Raw genomic sequence first — 22,179 nt, 5'->3', positions numbered from 1 at the left:
CGCTACTATTTCTTCACTTCCTTCACGATCTCGGCATAGACGTTCAGCGTCTCGTCGACGTCGGCATCGGAATGTTCGTAACACATGAACCAGGGTTCGCGGGCATCATGGTCGGGCATGACTCCGCGCGCAATGGCTTTATCAGCAAGCTCAAGATACAGCGCATGGTCACTCTGCGCCCAGTCCCGTTGACAGGTGACTGACTCGGTGTTCAACGAGAAGGAAAACATGGCGGGATAGCCCGTAAACACCGCAGGAATGTTGTTCTCTTCAAAGATTTCCTTCAGACCGTCCATCAGGCGTTGTCCGCGTTTTTCGATGGTCTTGAGGATGGGTTTGGTTTTGAGCAGGTTCAGCGTGGCATACGCGCCCGCCACGCCGGGCTTGTTGTTGGTGTATGTTCCACCCTGCGCCACGCCGTGACCAATGATGGACATGATTTCTTTTTTGCCGCCAAAGGCCGCTATCGGGTAGCCGTTGCCCAGGGCTTTGGCATACGTGACCAGGTCCGGTTTGAGGCGGTAGTATTCCTGCGCGCCGCCGTTGGCAATGCGGAAGCCCGTCTTCACTTCATCCAAAATAAAGACGCAGCCGTGTTCTTCCGTCTTCTTGCGGATGAGTTCGAGGAAGCCGTCCTGCGGGTTGATCGCGGCGCAGTTGCCCTGACACGGCTCGGTAATGACCGCGGCGATCTGGTCGCCGTAGGAACGCATGACGCGTTCAAAGCCTTCAAAGTCGTTGAAGGGCAGGGTGATGATAAATTCGCGCATGGACTTGGGGATGCCCGATGATGCAGGCACGGGGATGGGACTACGGCTATTGCCGTATGCTTCCACAGGCGCATAGGTTGACCAGAGCGTGTGATCATGGAAGCCGTGATAATTGCCTTCAAATTTCAGGATGATGTCGCGCCCTGTGAATGCGCGTGCCACGCGGATGCCGTGCATGGTGGCTTCGGTGCCTGAACAGGCAAGGCGCACCATATCGATCGCGGGGGACATTTCCACGATCATCTCCGCAACCTGGATTTCAAGTTCACCCGTCATGGCGAACAGGATGCCTCTTTGAATTTCCTCGATGACTTTTTGATCCACCTCATCATAGGCATGACCCAAAATAATGGGACCAAACGCCATGCGATAGTCAATATATTTTTTTCCATCCATGTCCCATAAATACGGGCCTTTTGCATTCTCCACATAGGGAGTGATGCCCTCCCCCCAGTATCGAAAATTTGAATTGACCCCCAACGGCACCACCTTTTGCGCGCGCTGTTGTAATGACTGCGTCTTCGAGCCGAACATGATGATCCATCTCCTTTATGAATTATGCGTTTCCGTTTTTGGTCTTTTCCTTCGCAATTCGTTCAGGGATTCTCCACTGATATACATCCTTGAGAATGATCGGCACGATGGAAGTCGTGGTCTTGCGGACTCCCGGCACCTTGCGTATCACTTCGGTCACAAAATAATAGACTTCCGACGTATCCTTTGCGACCACCTGGATGCTGATGTCGTTCTGACCGATGCCGCAAGCCACGTAGGTGACATTCTCGAATGCCGCAATTTTCTTCGCCACTTCAAGGATCAGATCCGACTCGACCTCCAGCCAGACATCCGCCTTGATGGTAAAGCCCAGCGACTCCGGACTGACCACGGCACTGATCTGAATGACGCCTTCCTCGATCATCCTGTCAATACGGTAACGGACAGCGCGCTCGGATATGCCTCCCATGCGGCGCGAAACCTCCGAGGCGGACATTCGCCCGTCTTCAAGGAGTAAATTGACAATTTTTATATCAATTGTGTCGAATTCATACATAATTGCACTATAACTCTTCCGAATACTACGCAAACAATATACATTATTGACTTTTAATTGTCAAGTCCCTTATTCGAATATATCCAAGAGCAAGACGGGCAGCGGAATTCCTGCCACCTTTTATTTCGTTTTCCAACTGCAAGTTGTCCATTACCCCACTATCCTGTACAATGTGCCAAATTTTTCGTGGAAAGAAAACTATGAAACTTGGACTCACCGGGATCAAAAAGCAGAATATTTTCAAGGCAAAGGAAATCAACGTTCAACTGGACACCACGCCTGTTCGATATTACCGGCATGGGTGGCAGTCGTGGTCGTTAAGCGCGTGGACGGACCTCTCGCCGCGCCCGATTCAAAAGCCATCCATCTATCATCCTCTGCAAACAGACCCCGTCTATGCCCGCGAGAAACATCCCCATGGATCGTGGGTGGGCGCAGTCGAATTCGCGGATGGGAACATCCTTCTGCTTGGCGCGCTTGCCACAGACGCGCATGTGTTTCTGGTCGGGGATCAACTCGCAGGTCGGAGCGAGGCGGGCGAGATCGAGTGGTTTATCGCGCATGGGGCGGAGAGTCAGGTCTTCGATGGCTACGTCAACGAGTTGGGAATCCGCTTTAGCAGGGCGGATAAGAATCATGTGCCGCGCGTGTGGTGCTCGTGGTACGGCCTGTACACCGCGATCGATGAAAAAATTCTGAACGAAACTTTTGACCAACTCGATGATTTACCATTTGAAGTTTTGCAAGTGGACGACGGCTGGCAGAAGGACATCGGCGATTGGGAGACGAACGAAAAATTTCCGTCGGGCATGGCGGCGCTGGCTGAGAAGATCAAGTCAACGGGTAGAAGAGCGGGGTTGTGGCTCGCGCCATTGATCGTCGCGAAGTCATCGAAGACCTATCGCGAACGTAAAGACTGGTTGCTGCGCGATGATAAGAGACGACTCGTCTCGGCTGGATTCAACTGGGGACAGCCGCTCTACGCGCTCGACACCACGCATCCCGACGTCCACTCATGGCTGGCTGCACTGATGGAGCAGGTGCGCCACTGGGGTTTTGACTACTACAAACTGGACTTTTTATATGCGGGTGCGTTGAAGGGGAAACGATATAACGACATGCCGCGTGAAGCTGCGTACCGTGAATGCCTTGGCTACATGCGCAAAGCGATGGGACACGGCGCATTCTTTTTGACATGCGGCACACCGATCATGCCCGCCCTCGGAATGTGTGACGCCATCCGCATCGGACCCGATGTTTCGCACGAGTGGGAAAATTACCGCAACGAGACCATCCTGCAAAATTTCACCACGCCCGGCACGAGGAACGCCATCCGCACGGTAGTTCATCGTTTGTGGCTGAAAGACTTGGTTCACATCGACCCCGATGTAACGTATTTTGAATCGCGGGAAAATGGTTTGAATCAAGCGCAAAAGGAACTGCTCAAAGACCTGGCGCTGATCTGTGATTTCAAAGCCACTTCCGACCTGCCGCAGTGGTTGACCCCCGCAGAACGCGAACAGGTGCGCGCGTTTTTACCGGCGCAGCCAAAGGTGGCACAGCTCAGCCGTTACGTGTACCAGCTCGACGACCGTATCGTGGATTTCTCCACCGCAGTGGAATTACCAAGTCCACCGCAGGGACTCGCCGCGCTCTGGGCGGAATTCCTCAGCTGGCTGGGCAATTGGACTTTCGTCCTGCGAATATTAAAGATGCTGGATGATAATGCATTGAGAAAAAGGGTTTCGAGAATTTAAGGATCATATCACTCTGGGCGCAGCGAAGAGTCTCTTTTTGAGAGAATGACAAACCCAAAAATACTTCTGAGGTGACATGAAAATCCCCAACTCCATCCATGACCTGATCGCCTCCGCTCCGCTCGCGCATTTGACCACGCTCAACGCGGACGGCAGTCCGCAGGTGACCGTGGTTTGGATTGGCATCGAAAATGACGAATTTGTCTGCGCCCATATGAGCGCGTATCAGAAGGTCAAAAACATCCGCAAGGACCCGAGGGTAGTGCTATCCATGCTCGGACATAAGAAAACCGAAATAGGCTTGCAGGAATATCTGGTGGTGTACGGGAATGCCTACCTGACCGAAGGCGGCGCAGCGGACTTGCTCCAGAAACTGGCATATTCCTATATCGATCCCGATGTGAAATTCCCGCCCCAATCTGTTCGTGATCAATCAGGGTACATCACTCACATCACGCCGATTCGGTTCGCAGGGGTTGGGGAGTGGAAATGACGAAGCGGGTATGTACTCTGAATTCTGCTCGGGGGCAAGATATTGCTCAATTATAAAAGCCCACGCTCCCGCTTTTCATCCTCTGGCATCAGGCTTATTATTCTCTCATTCATCTGAGATAACCAGACCAATTCATCGCTATGGATTTTCCTTAATCGTTTGTCAATCCAAACATGAAATTCAAGAATTTTCTGGTAATAAAGATCAGCCAGGCTTTCTACAGGAATTTCATCTTCCGATTCGTCTAAATATGATCTGGCTTTGGCTGGCCAATTTGACCAATATCGCAAAATTGATCTTCTTAAAACAAATTCTGATACAACCTGATCTAGTTTTTGTCCGTCGCTCGAAGTAATTTTCATGCTAGCTTGGGTAAATGGAAGTGAGTAGTGCAAGCTGTAATTTCTCAAGCCCTCAATAAAACCAGAAATTGGATTCTCGGTAAAGCGTGATAAAACTTGCGCTTCATATTCTGATAAAAAATCCGACTCTGCATACCATTCTGAAACCAAGGCGCGAGTATGATCTACCAAAGTCTTTGCTGCTGCCAAATAGTTGTGTAACAATCGGGTTATGTCTTTGGTAACGGCTGATAACTCATTACGATTTTTTAAGTCCCACAGTCTAAGAATCATTTTTGTCGATTTTGTGAGATGTAATAGTCGCTTGAGCTCGTGATAATTCCTGCTAAAAACAAAAAAATTTACACTCAGTAACTCAAGACGACCATAAATTTTATACGCTAGTGATGAGTATACTTTTTCTGCCAAGGAATAAGCATCTTCTGGTTCTGTCATAGATTAATCACCCAACCATCCCATCCGTCTTTGCCGCCATGACAAAATCGTTCTGGTGCAATCCCTTGACCACATGCGTCCACCACTGTACGGTCACCCTGCCCCACTCGACCACCATCAAGGGATGATGGTCTTCCTTTTCGGCGGTCATCGCGACCTTGTTCGTGAACGCCATCGCTTCGACGTAATTCTTGAATTTGAAAACGCGCTGTAAACGCGGGATGCCGTCCGCGTGGACCAATTCCCATTTGGGGATTTGCGGCAGGCGTTCCGCGATATCAGCGTCCGTCAGCGCGGGGTCGCCTTTGCGGCAGGGAATGCATTTTCCAGCGGCGAGATCAGTCATTTCTGGCTCAGAAAATCTTCGGGGTCGATACCCGCTTGTTTTAAAATAGCTCGCAGGGTGCCTTCAGGCATATCCCCCGGATGGTTTGGAACTGTCGTGAATCTGCCGGTCTTTTCATTTTTCCAGATTTCATGGCTGCCTGCCGCATGACGATAAAACTCAAAACCAAAGGTTCTGAGTTTCCTGACAATTTCACGATATCGAAATCCCGCCAATCGCCCCATTGGTTCATCCCACGATCAACGGATAATCAAAACTCTCTTCAACTTGTGGAAGGTCAACGTCACTTTGCGCTTCGATCAGTTTTCGAGCTACGTCCCGCGCAATCTCCAACGTCTCCGTGATGGTGCGCCCCTGGGCGACCAGTCCCTGCACGTCGTCGGATGTTGCAAGATACACGCCTTCGGGCAATTTTTCGATATGGATACGTACGATCCGCTCACTAACGTTAAGCATGGAAACTCCTTGTCTACGCCAATATTATACCCGCAAGGTCTTCCGGCTTGTCGAGGCGTATCCGCAACACCTTGCGCCCTGCCGCCTTCAACGCCTCGTAATCGCCCAACGCCTGCGCGCGGAGGAGCGTACCGAAGGTCAATCCCTGCGTGGGGATGTCCATGTCTGCGTCGGCGTCGTAGACCACCTGAATGAAGCGTCCCTTGTTCGGACCGCCCTTGTGGAACTGCCCCGTTGAATGTTGGAAGCGCGGACCGAATCCAGCCGTGACGGGCAGTTTGGTTTTCTCTCGAATGGCTACGCGCAAAGCCTGAATCGCTTCGATCATTTCGCCTGTGCGCGGCAGGTAGGTATTGATGGTTATGAACTCCCCTGCTTGCGGGTTTGCTAAAAATTCAGCAAGCGCGGACTTCGCATCCTTCACATCCACCAGATCGGTTTCAGCCAGTTTCCCTGTCGCCTGATACTCTTTAATCTTGGCAATGGTTCGCAATTTGCTATCCTGCACATCGGGCTGGTCGAAGGCGTTGATCCCTAAAATGTGGCACGCCGTCGAGATCGCAACCTCCCAGCGGAAGAACTCAGTGCCCACATCATACGGGCTGGCAATCGGAAATTCGATCACAGGCAAGCCCGCTTCCTTCAATGAGGTAATCCCCGCCTCCAATTCACCGTTACTCTTGAGATACACGAACAGCCGATCATCGCCATAGACATCGGGCTTGCCCAGCGGCTCCAACGCCACGGGCAGGATGCCCTTCCCGTCCTTGCCGCTGGACTCGGCGACGACCTGCTCGATCCACCCCGCCAGCGCGGACACAGGCGCATCAGCCACAACGGTGAGCTTGTCCCTGCCCATCAAAGCGGATTCTGCCATCAGAGCGCCCAGCGCCGCCCCAGGGTTACGCGCCGCAGGGACATCCGCCAGCGATTGTCTGCGCATCCGCTCCGCCGCGCCGAGCAGCTGATCGATGTCCATGCCGAGCAAAGCGGCAGGCACCAAACCGAAATCGGTTAACGCAGAGAAACGTCCGCCTACATTTGTATCCGCGTTGAAGATTTTACGGAAGCCGCGCTCCTGCGCCATTTTTTCGAGCGACGTTCCAGAGTCGGTGATGGCGATAAAGCGCGAACCGTCTCCGTCACTCAACTCCCAAAGATAATCGAACGCCGCCATCAGTTCCGCAGTGCCGCCTGATTTGCTGGCGACGATATACAACGCCTTGTCGGGCGGATAATTTTTAACGGCTTCCGCCACCTGTTGCGGGTCGGTCGAGTCAAGAATGGCTAGTGAAAGTTTGGCTGCCACGCCAAAATTCGCCATCAGCGAACTCAGCACTTCCGCAGTCAACGACGAGCCGCCCATGCCTATGACGAGCACTCGGTCAATGCCTTCATCATGGACTTGCTTGGCAAATTCAAGATAACCATCCAATCGTTTGCGGGCATCTTCGACCGAGTCCAGCCAGCCGAGACGGATTCTCACTTCGGCTTGGGCGGAGGGGTCGTTCGTCCACAAAGCCGCATCGTGTTCCCACAGGCGTTTGGGGAATGAATCCATTTCGAGTTGGGATAAACGTTCGGAAACAGGATCAGCCGCGGGGGAGATCGAAGCGAGCGCGGACTTGCGTCGCTCCTCTATCGTATCCAGCAGAGTCTTGAATGCATCCGCAAATGCCCCCACGCCTTCCTCTTCCAACTCCTGAGTCACGTCGCTCATCGAAATGCCAATGGCTTTCAAGTCAACGAAGATTTTTTGCGCGTCGTCGAGATCGCGGGTAACGGTGAGCGCCGCCCTGCCGTGATCGCGGAAGGCATCCAGCGTAGCGGGCGGCACGGTGTTGACGGTGTCGGGACCGATGAGTTCATCCACATAAAGCGTGTCGGGGTAGGCGGGATTTTTCGTGCCCGTGGACGCCCACAGCGGGCGCTGGGCGCGCGCACGGAAGCGGGCTTTGAGCGTGGCGAAACGCGGCGACGTAAAAATGGACTCGAACGACTCATATGCGAGCTTCGCATTGGCGATGGCGGCTTTACCGCGCAACAGAGAATCTTCGGGGAGTTTGGGATCGATCTTGGAATCAACACGCGAAACGAAGAACGAAGCGACAGACGCGATGTGATGAATAGGCAGGTCTTTTGATGTGCGGTCTTCGAGACCCGCGAGATAGGCATCCATCACTTCGGCGTAACGGGTAAGCGAAAAGATCAGCGTAACGTTGATATTGATGCCCGCGCCAATGCTGGCACGGATGGCAGGAATGCCTTCCTTCGTGGCGGGGATCTTTACCATCAGGTTCGGTCGGTCCACGCGGTTCCAAAGTTCCTGCGCCTGCTGGATCGTGCCTTCGGTATCGCGCGCCAGAAGCGGACTGACTTCGATGCTGACGTAACCGTCACCGCCCTTGGTCTTCTCATAAAGAGGACTGAAAAGATCGCAGGCTTCCTGAATATCTTCGACGGCAAGCTGCCAGAAGATCTTCTCCGCGTCCCAGCCGCCCCATGCCAACGGGATCAACGCCGCATCGTAATCATTCGTCTTGGCGATGGCATTCTGGAAGATGGTCGGGTTGGACGTCACGCCGCGAATATCGCCGCGCCGGATCATGGCTTTCAGTTCGCCGTTGACCAATAATTTTCTTTGAATGTTGTCGTACCAGAGGGATTGTCCAAGAGAGGTGAGTTTTTTTATGGGTGCCATTATGGGTTTCCGTTCTCTTCCATCTTCTTGATCTTCCCGACTCTTCGGGCATAACGCTCCCCATCTGGGTCCTCGCCAAGGTAACGTGCTTTCAGAAAAGCAGACACGATCACCTTCACAAGTTCGGGACCAATAACCCGCCCTCCCATGCACAAGACATTCATCGCGTCATGTGCCACACCTTGCGCGGCGGAATAGGTATCATGGCAAATCGAGGCGTAGATGCCTTTCATCTTGTTCGCCGCAATCGCCGCGCCGATGCCCGATCCGCAGATCAAAATTCCGCGCTCGGCTTCGCCGCTCTGCACCTTCTCGCCCACTTTCTTTGTGAATTCGGGGAAGTCCACCGCGTCCGCGCTAAACGTGCCGACGTCTATCACTTCGTGCCCCGCCGCCGCCACCGCTTCGATGACGACATCCTTGAGCGGAAACCCCGCATGGTCACAACCGACTGCTACTTTCATTTTCCATCCTTATTGCAGGGGCGCAGCGACGCTGCGCCCCTGCGGGTTCATAATTCTTTCGCGCGCTTCACCACATTCTCAACCGTGAAGCCGAGCTTCTCGAAGATGACTTTATACGGAGCGGATGCGCCATAGCGCTCGATACTGATGACAGAACCCGCGTATCGCTCCCAGCCGAGACCTGATCCCGCTTCGACGGCGAGCCGCTTCTGGATGTTCTTCGGCAAGACGGACTCGCGATAGGCTTCATCCTGTTTCTCGAACAGTTCCCAACTGGGGAAGGAAACGACACGCACGCCCCTGCCTTCGTCCGCTAGTTTTTGGGCGGCTTCGAGAATCAAACTGACTTCCGAACCGGACGCCATCAATATCATTTCAGGCTTACCGAAATCCTTCAATACATACGCACCTTTTTCAACGGATGCGGGCGTATCCAATACGGGCAATGCCTGACGGGTCAACGCCAGCACGGTGGGACCGCGTCTGTTTTCGATTGCCACCTTCCACGCTTGCGCGGTTTCGTTCGCATCGGCGGGACGGATGACGGTCAGGTTCGGGATCAAGCGCAATGAGGTCAAATGCTCGACGGGCTGATGCGTGGGACCGTCTTCGCCTAAGCCAACACTATCATGTGTAAAAATGAAAATGGACGGGTAGTGCGAAAGCGCCGCGAGACGGACTGCCGCGCGCATGTAATCCGCAAAGACGAGGAAGGTCGCGCCGTAGGGAATCACTCCACCAAAAACGGACATGCCGTTGAGGATGGAACCCATCGCATGTTCGCGGACACCGAAGTGGAAATTACGCCCTTCGGGCGAGTCCTTTTGGAAGGCGGGCGAACCGTCAATTTTGGTATTGTTCGAGGGGGCAAGGTCTGCCGAACCGCCAATCAGTTCAGGTAATTTTGACGCCAGCGCGTTGATGACTTTGCCGGATGCAGCGCGGGTTGCCATTCCCTTCGGGTCGGCGGGGAATTTCGGCAACGCAGTCTCCCAGTCCGCGGGAAGTTCACCGTTCAGGCGGCGTTCCAATTCACTACCGAGTTCGGGGTGCGCCTTTTTGTAGGCGTCGAAACGTTTCTTCCAATCAGCTTCGAGTACGGCGCCCTTGTCCACGGCTTTACGGTAGAACGCCAGCACATCGTCGGGGATGAAGAAACGCGGCTCTTTTTCCCAGCCGAGATTTTCCTTGGCGGCGTTGAGTTCTTCGTCACCAAGCGGTTCGCCGTGCGCCTTGGCAGTGCCCTGTCTATTTGGTGCACCATAGCCAATGACCGTGCGGCACATGATGATGGACGGACGCGGGTCGCCTTTGGCGGCCTGGATGGCTTTATCAATCGCGTCCACGTCGTTGCCATCGTCCACGCGCTGGACGTGCCAGCCGTATGCCTCAAAGCGTTTGGCACGATCCTCTGTGAAGGCGAGGTCGGTGGAGCCGTCAATCGAAATCTTGTTATCGTCGTAGAGATAGATCAAGCGCCGCAGCGAGAGATGCCCAGCCAGTGACGCGGCTTCGGAAGCGACGCCTTCCATCAGATCGCCGTCCGTGACGATGGTGTAGATATAGGAATCAATTAATTCGTGGTCGGGCTTGTTGAAAATCGTGGCGAGATGTGAGGCGGCAATTGCCATGCCGACGCCGTTTGCAAATCCCTGGCCGAGCGGTCCTGTGGTCACTTCCACGCCGGGGGTCAAGCCGTATTCAGGATGTCCGGGCGTCAGGCTCTCCCACTGGCGAAAGTTCTGCAACTGTTCGAGCGGCAGGTCGTATCCCGTCAGATGAAGCAAGGAATACAGGAGCATCGAACCATGCCCGCCCGAAAGGATGAAGCGGTCGCGTCCCATCCATTTTGGGCTGCGGGGGTTATGCCTCAAGTGGCGCGTCCAGATCGTATATGCCATCGCCGCAGCCCCCATCGGCAGGCCGGGGTGACCGGAATTCGCCTTTTGAACACCGTCGGCGGAAAGAAAACGAAGTGCATTGATTGCACGGGTTTGAAGGTCTTGTGTTGTCATGTGAGATATTTTACCATCCGCTTAATATTTATCTTTTAATTCCTTTTCAGGCAAAAATATCATTCCCTCTTTTTCATTGCCAACGGAGGAAACCTGCTCGGGTTTATGCACTGTCAGCCATGCGGTAAAGGCCGCAACCAACGCATCCAGCTGCTCCGCCAGAAACAACAGATCCAGGGGCCAAACACCCTTCATCATCTTATGCCGCGTGATCTCTTCAAAAAAATCCATCGGGTCCTTTATGCGGACACCGCGTTCATAAAGCAATAACTGTCTCTGAAGTTTCCCTTCAAGCGAAGGCTTGGAAAGCGGCACGCTGCCAGCCAGTACGCAAAAACAGGCGTGCGGATGTGTTTCCAAAATTTGATACGGCTTGTCTTCCGCGGGATATTTTTTAAAACCCATTTCCCCCAATTTGCGATAGAGTTCAAATCCCAACTGCATCCAGGCGGGGGAAAATCCAACGCTGGAGGGCGTTCCTGATACAGCGATGCCGCGCTCGCGCAATTCATACTCTGCCATACGCAGATCCGCCCCCCGAATCTTGTGGGGTGTGAGCATCTCCTTTTTCATTCTTTCGCGAACCAGTCCGCGGTTCACCCCGGCAGGTGCATTGACCGCCGCCATGGCAGACGGATACGCCCCGATAAATGCGGTCACATCGTCCACTTCACCGTCTGAAAGCGCAAGGAGATTCAGGTCACGATCCAATGCCGCATAGGTAAAGGAGTTTCGCCCGGAGGTGGGATCGATGCCGATGAAGACTGAGTCAGGAAAAGCCATGAGGTAAGTATACACGTACACAGGTAGACAGGATATACAATAACACCTCCATTTTACACCCGCATCCTCCAATTGTCTGCTGCTTGCTTACATCCTTGCCAAACATTATACTTAAACCATGATCCGATCCCAACGCCTTATCCTTTATATCCTCCTTCTGATCGCGTGTGCCGCCTGGATCGTGCTTAGCGCCGATACCACTGGGACATCCGTCTCTGGCGGCGTCCCTGCGCCCCAGGCGGGGTTCCCCGCACCGGATATTACGCTCAAAACCCCTGAAGGTGAAACCTACAGCCTTGCTGATTTAAAAGGTCAGGCGGTGCTCATCAATCTTTGGGCAACCTGGTGTCCGCCCTGCCGGGCAGAAATGCCGGCCATTCAAAAGATGTACGAAGAATACAAAGACCAGGGATTTACCGTCCTTGCGGTCAACATGACCTACCAGGATAATCCGCTGGCTGTCGTCCCGTTCGTAGAGGAATACGGCCTCACCTTCCCCATCCTGCTCGATGAAACAAACGAAACCGGCAGGGCATACCAGATCCGGTCACTGCCATCATCCTATTTCATCAACCGTTTCGGCATTATCACCGAAGTCGTCATCGGCGGACCCATGTCCGAGGCCCTGCTACGCACACGCATTGAAGAAGCCTTAAAATAACATGCTCACATTATTCCGGAACCTTTTTGCGCCTCCCCGCCACATGATCCTGCTTGTCATCGCCGCATGGGTCGGACTGGCCTTTGCCGAAAAGCGCGCCGAGCGCCACGGCATCGACAAAGACGATCTCAACAATATCGCCTTCTACGGTCTGATTGCCTTTATCATCGGCGGACGCATCTCGTTCGTTTTACAAAACTTTGCCGCCTTCATCAAAAGTCCGCTCGGCATCGTCTCGATTAACCCCGACCTCTTCGATCCGCCTGGCGCTCTCGCCGCCGCCTTGATCATCTCGTTAATTTACGGTCAAAGGCGCGGTCTGCAACTCTGGTCAACGCTTGACGCGCTCACCCCTTTCTTCGGCATTCTCGCTATCGGGATGGGATTAACCCGCCTCGCGGCAGGCACAGCGTTCGGAAAAATCACAGACCTGCCCTGGGGGATTGAACTCTGGAATGCAACCCGCCACCCTACTCAAATCTATGAAACACTCGCCGCCTTCATAATCTTTGGTTGGCTCTGGCGCAGGAGGCAAAGCCCACACCCGGGAATTCTTTTCCTTGCCTTCAGCGCGCTGACAGCCTTCTCGCAACTCGTCATCGAAACGTTCCGCGCAGACAGCACACTCATCCTGAACGGGTTAAGACAGGAACAACTGCTTGCATGGGCAGTTCTTGTAATCTGCTTCATTACCATTGAATCAAGAATGAAAGCGATAAAAGAAGAGGGCTGAAGAATTCTCCAGCCCTCTTCTTTTATCGCACACCTTAACCAAGTTCTGGTTCGATCAAACCATAGCTCCCATTGCGGCGGCGGTACAACACGTTGATCTTGCTCGTCTCCGCATTGTAAAAGATAAAGAAGTTATCGTGGCCCAGGTTCCGCATCTGTACAATGGCCTCATCCTCGGTCATTGGGTTAAGCACAAATTTCTTTCTGCGGGCAAACAGGGGGGAGAGTTCGCCGGTTTCTTCATCAAGAACATCCTCGAACACCTCGGCGGCAGAACGTCCGTCGCCGCGTCCACGGTGATGTTTTCCTTTATATCTTTCGATCTGTCGCTGCATGTTATCAAGCGCATGGTCAAAAGCGGCAAGGGCCTCGTCCGCACGCTCTTCGGTGCGCAGGGTAAAGCCCTTGCCAAAAATGGTGATCTGCGCCACATTGCGGTCGTTGGCATCGCGTGCAGCTTTATGGTGGGTCAACTCCACGCGCGCCTCATCAATGGAAGGCAGGTAATGATCGAGATTACCCGCTTTCTTGTTCACGTACTCTTCGATCTTTTCGGTCAAACGGATGTTGCGGGTCTGAACTTCCACTTTGTTGGACATCGAATCCTCCTTATTGGGATGTTAAGTCACAACCTCAAGACGCTACACATGCCTCAACCCGTGGCGGGGCAATGCGCGTGCGACTGTCAACGCATACACATCGTTGGCACCGCAGGAATACAACGCTTCAGCGCCGGACGATAAAGTTGATCCTGTTGTAGAAACATCATCCATCACGAGAACAGTTTTTCCAGACACCCCCATCCCGGCTTGAAATGCATTGCGCAAGTTCTCCCTGCGCTCCACCCTGCTCAAGCCCACCTGGGAACGCGTCTCTTTACGACGCATCAATTCATTCGGCGCGTATCTGATGCTCAACGCCAGTGCAAGCGGCTTGGCAATCATTCCAACCTGATTATATCCGCGTTCCTTGAATCTTTGTTTCCCCAACGGAATTGGAACGAGCAGGTCAATCTGCCATTTCAGATCTTTAACAAATGGCACCATCTGGGATGCAAGCGAATCCCCCATCGAAACATCACGGCGGTATTTCAACTTATGCAATGCGGTCTGCAGCGGCTCGTCAAAAACCGCCCACGCCCTTAATGCGCGATATCGCGGTCTTTCTACAAGACAAGTCCCGCAAATCCCGGACTTTTCCTGAGGCAGACCGCAAATTTCACATAGAATTCCCTGCAAGGCCTTTACGCGATGCTGGCAATCTTGACACCAGCGGGAACCAGGCTTGCCGCACCCGCCGCATAAGGGAGGGAAAAGCAGGTCAACCGCGTTCCAAAATGAACGATATAAAACGTATTTCCAATTTTTCAAATCTGCCTCTCGGTAAAGAATGGCAGTCCGGAATTGGGAATGAAATTTTAATTTCCCAGGAACGGGCCAAAAGCGCCGGCAATCTGGAATGCGGCCGGGGCCATCAGAATGATCATAATCGAGGGAAAGGTCAGCAAGGCCATTGGGATGATCATCTTCACCGGGGCTTTGTGTGCCAGCTCCTCGGCAAACTGGCGCCGCTTCATGCGCATTTGGTCAGACTGAATCCGCAAAACCTTCGCCAAACTTACACCAAGGCTCTGACTTTGGATCACAGCTGCCACAAAACTTGTTAACTCAGCAAGTCCGATGCGGTCTGCCATATCCCGCAAGGCTTCGCGCTGCGTCTTGCCAAGTTGAACTTCGCGGATACAACGTCCGAACATGATCGAAAGTTCATTCTCCCACTTTTCGCTCACTTTGGACATCGCCGCATCAAAGCCCAAGCCCGCTTCCACGCAGATTGTCAACAGGTCGAGAGCATCGGGCATCGCCTTACGTACTTCATTTTGACGGCCATTAATGCGACTCTGCAGCCATAATTGCGGGAAGAAAAATCCCAACGCAGTAAAGATGCCAACAACCAGAACGACTCTTCCAAACGGCCAATCCACCGTCGGGAGGGATGAAATCAGCAGCAAAAGACCGCCAAAAACACCCGCACCAACAAAACGCGTGGACAAAAAGGTCGAGGCATCAATCCGCCCGGGGTTTCCCGCCAGCTCCAACTTAAGGGTGGTTTCCTCCAAAAGCTTCTGAGGGGTAAAACGCGTCGAAAATTCGCCAAGCCTTCTTATTACTGGAACAACAACACGCTCCATGAAGGGCTGTTGTAATTCAATATCCTCTAGGGATACATTCTCCCCACGCTGGGTGGCCTCGGCAAGGCGGGACATGATCGGATCGCTCTCACCGCTTTGCTGGAACTGGCGGGAATAACGCATCCCAACCACAACAAGCAGAGCCGCCCCTCCCAAAATCACGACAACAACAAAGATTGCAATAAATGTAGTCATATTACACCTCAATATCCGCAATACGCATCATGATAAAGTAGCTTGAGAAGATCAATCCAAGGACAAGGCAAATGATGGCAATGGTGCAATAAATCCCGCCCTGGGTTATGGAGAGCAGGTATTCCGGGTTAAGGAACCACAAAATAATAGTGAGAAAAAACGGGATAAGGGAAAGCACAGTTCCGGATGTGCGCACCTGGGATGTAAGAACACGCACTTCACCCTTGATGCGGACACGTTCGCGGATCGTAAATGAAATATTATCCAAAATCTCGGAAAGGTTACCGCCGACCTCACGCTGAACATTGATTGCCGTCACCACAAAATCAAGGTCCTCGCTTGGGATGCGACGAAGCAGGTTTTCAAGGGCGGTTTCCATTGGGATGCCAATCTGCATTTCCTGAACAACACGATGAAACTCATCGCAGATAGGCGCAGGCAACTCTTTGCTTATCGCCTCCATCGCCTGCATGGTTGAATACCCGGCCCGCAAACCATTTACCATCAGGTTAAGCATATCGGAAAGCTGGTCATTAAACTTTCGCAATCGCTGTTTCTGCTGTGATTTTACATAGAATCGGGGTATAAAACCGCCGCCAATGGCTCCAAGCAGGAGGGAAACCGGATGGCGATTCCCCACAAACCACGCAACCACCCCAACCAGCACGATGCTAAGCATGATCAATACAAAGTACTCAGCCACCTTGAACTTCAAATCCGCGCGGGCCAGCTCGCGCGCGACCCGGTCGCCAAAGGATGTTTTTTCCACCCGTTTCGACACCCAATTCGTGAGCACATAACGCTGCGCTTCACGATCGGCGCTTTTTTTATCATCATCCAAATATTGACTGAGACGCTCTTCGACCAACACGCGTTCACTATTCGAAGAAACAATAACACCTATGGTCAATAGGATGATTAATATTGTGCCACCGATGATAATAATCCAAGTCATGCTGTTCCTTCCAGCAATTCATATTTCTTAAGCATATCAGAACAAATGGGGCAACCCTTAATAACGACGACGTTCGCCAATGCCAAAAATGGACGGCGGCAGGTGAATACCGGCGGCGTCGATTTTATCCATGAACTTTGGTCGCAATCCCGTCGGCCGCATTCGGCCCACAATTCTGCCATTTTCCATGCCGGTTTGTTCAAATACGAAAATATCGGTCATGGTGATCACATCACCTTCCATTCCGCTAACCTCCGTAATGGTTGTGACTTTACGCGTACCATCACGCATGCGCTCCTGTTGACAAATCAAATCCACGGCACTTGCCATTTGCTCCCGAATAGCCCTTACTGGAAGATCCATGCCCGCCATAAGGCACATGGTTTCAAGACGGGCAAGCGCATCGCGGGGGGAGTTGGCGTGGGCGGTCGTCATTGAGCCGTCATGGCCTGTATTCATGGCTTGCAACATATCCAGGGTTTCACCGCCGCGGCACTCACCCACGATAATTCTTTCAGGACGCATACGCAGGGCATTGATAACCAGGTCGCGGATCGTGATCTCGCCACGCCCCTCGATATTGGGCGGCCTTGATTCGAGTGTGACGACATGCTCCTGGCGTAATTGCAGTTCAGCCGCATTCTCAATTGTCAGGATGCGTTCATCAGAAGGAATAAAGCTTGACAACACGTTCAGGAGTGTTGTCTTGCCGGAACCGGTACCGCCGGAAATGACAATATTCAGACGGGCTTCCACACAAGCCTTTAAGAACTGTACCGCCTCATTTGTTATGGAGCCAAACTGAATCATTTGGTCGATTGAAATTGGATTCCTCGAAAACTTACGTATAGTCAGAACTGGACCGACCAATGAGATGGGAGGGATTACTGCATTTACACGAGACCCATCCTGCAAACGGGCATCCACATAGGGGCTGGATTCATCAATACGGCGGCCGAGCGGCGCAACAATGCGGTCAATGATCCGCATGACATGTTCATTGCTCTCAAAAGTCACCGGCACCCGGTGGAGCTTGCCTTTGCGCTCGATATAGATATTTTTCGGTCCATTTACCATGATTTCAGTAATCGTGTCATCTTCCAAGAGCGATTGCAATGGTCCAAGCCCAAGAATCTCAGCAGCAATCTGTTCGAACAGTCGTGCCCTCTCGGGGCGTGAAAGAACAATGTTCTCTTCAGAAAGGATCTGTTCAAATAAACCCTGGATGGTCCGGCGGACCTCTTCCGTCCGGGAAACATCCATGGACGGATCGATCTCAGCCAGCAGTTTATTCTGAACTCGGGTTTTTAAATCAAAATAAGAACCGGCCTGTGGAGAAGTAACAGGGGCACTGACCCTTCTTGCCTGCAAAGATGAAAGACGGGAGGAATCGCTTCCTCCCCCGCCTCCAGCCTGCTCATTGCCACCAGATTGAGGCGGTGCTGATGGTGTCCCCTGCTGGTTGCCGCCCTGGCCTTGTTCAATACGTCGAAGCAACGACATAATAATTCTCCTTAACGTTTAACAGATGCTTCACTTTCAACTTCTAATGCACTCAACCGCGCCCGAACCGCCTCAGCCAGTGAATATATACCCCTACCAACCGGCTGGGATTTATTATCCAGCATGAACGGCACTCCGCGATTTACTGCAGTAATAACCACTTTTTCATCCAGCGGGATCGATACGGACACCTCGTGCTTAAGATTTTCACTCACCCGTTCAGGGGTGATTGCAATTCGCTTGTCAAATCGGTTCATTGCAAAGACAATACGATCCTTTTTAACACCCATTGTATGGAATAGATCCAGCACCAAACGGGTGTTTTTTATGGCGGGAATCTCCTGGGTGGTGATGAGAACAATGACGTCGCTTATATCAATTGTCGAAAGGATGACATCCGTCAGGATCGGAGATGTATCCACGACAATATAAGAATACATCCCTTGCAAAAACTGCAAGGCCTTGACAAATTGATCAGCTGAAACCTTCTCTGCCATTTCAGGACGCTGAGGCGCGGCAAGGATGCGGACACCGGAAGCCTCATGCTTAATTAAAATTTCTTCAACAACATCGGGCTCCAATTCGTCGACACGAGGGGCAATATCCAGGATGGTATTCTTGCCTTGTTCATTCACAAAAACAGCAACATCGCCAAATTGTAGATTTCCATCCACGAGTACAGTGCGTGTATCTTCATTATGTAATGCGATCGCCAGGTTGACTGCAATCGTTGTACATCCCGTGCCACCCTTTGGGCTGTATATCGTAATGATCTTCCCATTTGTCAGAGGCGCCAGACTCGACATCAAATTTGGCGAGCCGGGCAGTGAAGAACCGCCCTTCTGCTTTGATCCCTTATCCCGCTCCGCGTGAGCCATTTCACCGGCGCGGCGTATTGCGGAAATCAATTCATCCCCCATTGGGGGTTTTGTCAAAAAGTCGCGCGCACCTGCCAGCATCGCACGCCGCATGTAATTCGGATCGCCTTGTACAGATAAAATCACAACCTGGATATGAGGTGATTTTTGACGGATTTCTTCCGTGGCAGAAATCCCGTCAATATCGGGCATATTGATATCCATCAATATGACGTCGGGATCTAACTCCTGTGAAAGCTGAATACCCTCCCTACCTGACCGCGCAACACCGGCAACTTCCACGTCAGATTCAAACTGCAGGAGTTTACGTACATTTTCGCGAGTCTCTGCAATATCATCTACGATGAGAACCCGAATTTTATCTACAGCCATATCACACGATATCCAATCATGAAAAGTATGTTCTATTGCTGGGGTGGTGGTGGCGGAGCATCATTCGGTAAAACGGGAGGCGTGATGGTGGTCAAGGCGGGCTGCATGGCATAAGGCAGTTTCGCAGGGACAGGGATATTATATTGACTGAGCAGGAACTGCAACGTGGATGCCTCTGTTGCCTGACGCGCCTGATCCGTCGGATTACGCAATGTCAGGGAGATTTGAGCATTCGTATAAATTAAGTATGACAACGTAACCGAGTCCTGTGGTGACACAATTAAGGTAACGATATCGGGAGCAACAGGCGCCTGCTGTTGCTCTGCATCGGAAGTTTGTTGTTGCGGCGCCGCTGCTGTGCCGGAGGGGTCAAGTGAGAAATTACCCAGCTTCATCACAACCACATCCTGAAGCAGCATCTGGCAAACCATCCGCGGACGCTGCGCCTCGGACGGGACCACGAAATAGGGCTGTTGAACCGAGGGATCCAACTCAAGCCTTCCTTGCGACGAACCCGCAGCGGCAACACCAAGTGAAAGAACCGGCAAACCTTCCGTACTGAAACCAGTACCTTCAGACCCGGTCACGGAACCAAAGCCGGTTCCTGTCAGGACGGCAGTCAGGTTGGGCAAAATCGTCTGGAAGGAGGGATCCACATCCACAAATAGGAGACAGGCGTTAATATTAACGTGCGCACCATCATTGATCGCATACCCGGATAAGGAAAGGCGGGTGGCGGGAATGGACATCGCGGTCATGCCAGGTGGAATCAAGGAAGCCCACTGTGGACCAGAGATCGGAACCGCTGAAGATGCATCATTGACCATGGCCTCGGTAATCACCACACCCTGGTCAAGAGGAAATTTCGCCACCTTATTGTTAAGCAGTATCGGCAATTTTTCCCTTGTAAACATGACGGCAACGACATTTTCCGAGGGGATGCTCATCGTCGCCAGCACATCCTCGGTAATCGGCCCGCCCTGTGGAATGTTTTGAGCGGCGTAATACACCTCAACAAAAACCTGCTGTGGCTGTTCATCCTCCTGGGGGGTAAACAAAAACTGGCGGATGGCAACAAACCCAACCACCATGCCAATTATGATTATCAGAAGTACCAAAATCAGAGTTCGACCGCGACGCATAATCTTCTCCTCTCAACGAGCAGGTTATTGACAATCTATCTTATAACATGCTCATTATACAAGAAAAATGACAAAAGCATATTATGGACAAGCAGGGCTCAAACGGCAATGAAGCCTGACAATATTGTTAGGTCGCCCATCCGGCGCCGAAAAGGGCTCAATTCTTTGCCGGTACTGAAAAGGATATCCTGGCACCGGAGCCAGCGGCGCTGTCAATTTCAAAATTCCCGCCCAGCATTTCCGCACGTTCACGAATAAGCTTCAAACCCAAATTGGAAGTTTCTGGAAGGGTTTCGGGATCGAAACCCTTGCCATTATCGTCCACGCTCACTCGAATTTGATCATTTCCAAGATCCACCTGAACCTTCACCAAGGTGCCCTGACTGTGCCGTGCCGCATTTCCAAGCAATTCCTGCACGGCACGGAAAATCATCACCTCCAAATACGGCTCGAAACGGCGTTCCGTGCCTGTGACTGTGATACTTGCCTCCATGCCGGACTGCTCCTTAAAAGCATCAGCATATTTTTTCAAGGTTGGCGTCAATCCCAAATCATCGAGCATCATCGGACGTAATTCAAAAATGAAATTGCGTACTTTCTGAAAGGTGCTCATGGCCGAAGTCTTTAAATTCCCCAACTCGCCCTTCGCCTGCGCCGGGTCAACATCCAGAAGGCGCATTGCAATCTCGGTCTGCAAAATAAAATTGGAAAGCGCCTGCGCGGGACCGTCATGCATTTGACGGGAAAGGCGCTGACGCTCCGCCTCCTGGGCACTGACGATCATTTCGATCCCGGCCATCTGACTCTTGGGACTCCCCGCCGATGTGGTCGAGGCTGAAGAATCACCCGTCCCTGAAACTGCCGCCTCCAGAACCGCCTTGTATTTTTCAAGATAAGTTTTGTCGTTTTGAAGTTTTTCCAATTGCCCGCGCATGACGAACAGTCTCTGCTGGGCATCCAGGGCGGAATCATAAGCCATCTTTAGTTCTTCACTCCCCGAATCCTGTTTTTGCACCTGCTGAAGATGTGATGAAATTGCCGTATTTCTCTGGGTTATCTTGGCAAGTTCGCCCTGGCTTTGCTCCATCATTAAATTGACCTCACGCAGGGCACGCTGCGTTTCATCCAGTTCACTCCGATAATCCACGGGTTCTTTACTGGTCATAGTATCACTCCTGGGGGCGAATATCCGTGTCTTTCAATGTTACCCATCCCCGCTTCAAGGCATATACAACCGCCTGAGTCCTATCCTCAACACCAAACTTCCGCAAGATTGCAGTGACATGATTCTTAACCGTTTGATGGCTGATGCCCAGAAGGGTGGCAATCTCCTTATTGCTCATCCCACGCACTACACAGGCCAGGACTTCCATTTCGCGGTCAGACAGGGGATGGAACGGAGTGCCAGGCTCACTATATGAGCGGCGCGCACCCTCAATTCTATCTTCCACCCACAGCTCCAGTTCGCGGCGGGTAAAGACGTTGTTGGCAAAAACATATTTTCCCTCCGCCACCTCACGAATGATGCGGGAAAGGGATTGCGGCTCAATATCCTTGGAGCAGTAGCCATAGGCGCCGGCAAGCGCGGCGTGGATGGCCTGCTCAACATCGTCATAGCCGGTCATCAATATAATTCTGGTTGCCAGCCTGTCCTGCGAAACCTGATGAGTAATCTGCTGACCATTCATGCCGGGCAGATTAACATCCAGGACGGCAATCGTCGGCTTCTTGGCGCGAATCAACTCCAGGGCTTCGTCCCCGGTCGCCGACTGGGCGATGATACGCATGTCGGGCTCCAGCGATAAGGCATCCACAACGCCCTGGCGGAACAACGGGTGATCGTCAACAATCAGTAGGGTTATCTGGTTCATCCCAAGCCCATTCTCTCTTTTGCATCGGGTATTTTTGAAACACGCA

The 22,179-nt window shown here is 52.4% G+C and carries 23 protein-coding genes; 4 read left to right on the top strand and 19 right to left on the bottom strand.

Going from position 1 to position 22,179, the window contains the following annotated elements; all coding sequences use genetic code 11:
- Positions 1-5: 5 nt before the first annotated feature.
- Together gntE and QY332_08475 are read right to left on the bottom strand one after the other, a co-directional pair.
- A complete protein-coding gene (gntE, locus tag QY332_08480; GenBank protein WKZ37965.1) occupies positions 6-1,304 on the bottom strand; it encodes a guanitoxin biosynthesis PLP-dependent transaminase GntE in 1,299 nt (432 codons plus the stop codon).
- Between the two features lie 22 nt (positions 1,305-1,326).
- Entirely contained in the window at positions 1,327-1,821 is a 495-nt protein-coding gene (locus QY332_08475) for an Lrp/AsnC family transcriptional regulator (GenBank protein WKZ37964.1), read from the bottom strand.
- 200 nt (positions 1,822-2,021) lie between these two features.
- Here QY332_08475 and QY332_08470 point away from each other — a divergent pair, with 200 nt between their 5' ends.
- Positions 2,022-3,578: an alpha-galactosidase gene (locus QY332_08470; protein WKZ37963.1), complete on the top strand. Its 1,557-nt coding sequence runs from the start codon at positions 2,022-2,024 to the stop codon at positions 3,576-3,578.
- 76 nt (positions 3,579-3,654) lie between these two features.
- The gene (locus tag QY332_08465; protein WKZ37962.1) at positions 3,655-4,071 is read left to right on the top strand and encodes a TIGR03618 family F420-dependent PPOX class oxidoreductase; all 417 of its coding nucleotides are present in this window, start codon (positions 3,655-3,657) and stop codon (positions 4,069-4,071) included.
- Between the two features lie 50 nt (positions 4,072-4,121).
- Here QY332_08465 and QY332_08460 read toward each other — a convergent pair whose 3' ends face one another.
- The 8 genes from QY332_08460 to QY332_08425 are packed head-to-tail and all read right to left on the bottom strand — an operon-like array spanning position 4,122 to position 11,633.
- A complete protein-coding gene (locus QY332_08460; GenBank protein ID WKZ37961.1) occupies positions 4,122-4,868 on the bottom strand; it encodes a hypothetical protein in 747 nt (248 codons plus the stop codon).
- Between the two features lie 7 nt (positions 4,869-4,875).
- The gene (locus tag QY332_08455; GenBank protein WKZ37960.1) at positions 4,876-5,214 is read right to left on the bottom strand and encodes a 4a-hydroxytetrahydrobiopterin dehydratase; all 339 of its coding nucleotides are present in this window, start codon (positions 5,212-5,214) and stop codon (positions 4,876-4,878) included.
- Positions 5,211-5,438: a type II toxin-antitoxin system HicA family toxin gene (locus QY332_08450; protein ID WKZ37959.1), complete on the bottom strand. Its 228-nt coding sequence runs from the start codon at positions 5,436-5,438 to the stop codon at positions 5,211-5,213. Before QY332_08450 ends, QY332_08455 begins: the two co-directional genes overlap by 4 nt.
- A 4-nt stretch (positions 5,439-5,442) precedes the next feature.
- Complete coding sequence (locus QY332_08445) at positions 5,443-5,670, bottom strand: type II toxin-antitoxin system HicB family antitoxin (GenBank protein ID WKZ37958.1); 228 nt, start codon at positions 5,668-5,670, stop codon at positions 5,443-5,445.
- 13 nt (positions 5,671-5,683) lie between these two features.
- Positions 5,684-8,371, bottom strand: a complete 2,688-nt coding sequence (locus tag QY332_08440) for a bifunctional transaldolase/phosoglucose isomerase (protein WKZ37957.1) — start codon at positions 8,369-8,371, stop codon at positions 5,684-5,686.
- On the bottom strand, positions 8,371-8,835 hold the full coding sequence (rpiB, locus tag QY332_08435) for a ribose 5-phosphate isomerase B (GenBank protein ID WKZ37956.1): 465 nt from the start codon (positions 8,833-8,835) through the stop codon (positions 8,371-8,373). Before rpiB ends, QY332_08440 begins: the two co-directional genes overlap by 1 nt.
- Before the next feature lie 47 nt (positions 8,836-8,882).
- Entirely contained in the window at positions 8,883-10,850 is a 1,968-nt protein-coding gene (gene tkt / locus QY332_08430) for a transketolase (GenBank protein ID WKZ37955.1), read from the bottom strand.
- A 21-nt stretch (positions 10,851-10,871) separates the two neighbouring features.
- A complete protein-coding gene (locus QY332_08425) occupies positions 10,872-11,633 on the bottom strand; it encodes a DUF429 domain-containing protein (protein ID WKZ37954.1) in 762 nt (253 codons plus the stop codon).
- A gap of 118 nt (positions 11,634-11,751) precedes the next feature.
- Between QY332_08425 and QY332_08420 the strand changes: the two genes are divergently transcribed.
- Together QY332_08420 and QY332_08415 are read left to right on the top strand one after the other, a co-directional pair.
- Positions 11,752-12,294 carry a TlpA disulfide reductase family protein gene (locus tag QY332_08420; GenBank protein ID WKZ37953.1) on the top strand — a complete coding sequence of 181 codons (543 nt, stop codon included), beginning with the start codon at positions 11,752-11,754 and terminating at the stop codon, positions 12,292-12,294.
- A 1-nt stretch (position 12,295) separates the two neighbouring features.
- The gene (locus QY332_08415; protein WKZ37952.1) at positions 12,296-13,027 is read left to right on the top strand and encodes a prolipoprotein diacylglyceryl transferase; all 732 of its coding nucleotides are present in this window, start codon (positions 12,296-12,298) and stop codon (positions 13,025-13,027) included.
- A gap of 34 nt (positions 13,028-13,061) precedes the next feature.
- Here the strand turns inward: QY332_08415 and raiA are convergent, their stop codons facing one another.
- From raiA to QY332_08370, 9 genes are all read right to left on the bottom strand, one after another.
- On the bottom strand, positions 13,062-13,625 hold the full coding sequence (raiA, locus tag QY332_08410) for a ribosome-associated translation inhibitor RaiA (GenBank protein WKZ37951.1): 564 nt from the start codon (positions 13,623-13,625) through the stop codon (positions 13,062-13,064).
- 42 nt (positions 13,626-13,667) lie between these two features.
- Positions 13,668-14,129 carry a ComF family protein gene (locus QY332_08405; protein WKZ37950.1) on the bottom strand — a complete coding sequence of 154 codons (462 nt, stop codon included), beginning with the start codon at positions 14,127-14,129 and terminating at the stop codon, positions 13,668-13,670.
- Positions 14,130-14,443: 314 nt separating this feature from the next.
- Positions 14,444-15,340: a type II secretion system F family protein gene (locus QY332_08400; protein ID WKZ37949.1), complete on the bottom strand. Its 897-nt coding sequence runs from the start codon at positions 15,338-15,340 to the stop codon at positions 14,444-14,446.
- A gap of 73 nt (positions 15,341-15,413) precedes the next feature.
- Positions 15,414-16,367 (bottom strand): type II secretion system F family protein, encoded by a 954-nt coding sequence (locus QY332_08395; GenBank protein WKZ37948.1) that lies wholly within the window; start codon positions 16,365-16,367, stop codon positions 15,414-15,416.
- Between the two features lie 57 nt (positions 16,368-16,424).
- Positions 16,425-17,870 carry a CpaF family protein gene (locus QY332_08390; GenBank protein ID WKZ37947.1) on the bottom strand — a complete coding sequence of 482 codons (1,446 nt, stop codon included), beginning with the start codon at positions 17,868-17,870 and terminating at the stop codon, positions 16,425-16,427.
- An 11-nt stretch (positions 17,871-17,881) separates the two neighbouring features.
- A complete protein-coding gene (locus QY332_08385) occupies positions 17,882-19,120 on the bottom strand; it encodes a response regulator (GenBank protein ID WKZ37946.1) in 1,239 nt (412 codons plus the stop codon).
- A 32-nt stretch (positions 19,121-19,152) separates the two neighbouring features.
- Positions 19,153-20,262 (bottom strand): hypothetical protein, encoded by a 1,110-nt coding sequence (locus QY332_08380; GenBank protein WKZ37945.1) that lies wholly within the window; start codon positions 20,260-20,262, stop codon positions 19,153-19,155.
- A gap of 157 nt (positions 20,263-20,419) precedes the next feature.
- Positions 20,420-21,427, bottom strand: a complete 1,008-nt coding sequence (locus QY332_08375; GenBank protein ID WKZ37944.1) for a sensor histidine kinase — start codon at positions 21,425-21,427, stop codon at positions 20,420-20,422.
- Between the two features lie 4 nt (positions 21,428-21,431).
- Positions 21,432-22,133: a response regulator transcription factor gene (locus QY332_08370; GenBank protein ID WKZ37943.1), complete on the bottom strand. Its 702-nt coding sequence runs from the start codon at positions 22,131-22,133 to the stop codon at positions 21,432-21,434.
- Between the last annotated feature and the right edge of the window lie 46 nt (positions 22,134-22,179).

The sequence above is a fragment of the Anaerolineales bacterium genome (assembly GCA_030583885.1).
Lineage (GTDB): Bacteria > Chloroflexota > Anaerolineae > Anaerolineales > Villigracilaceae > Villigracilis.
This window is presented reverse-complemented; position numbering and strand designations above follow the sequence as displayed.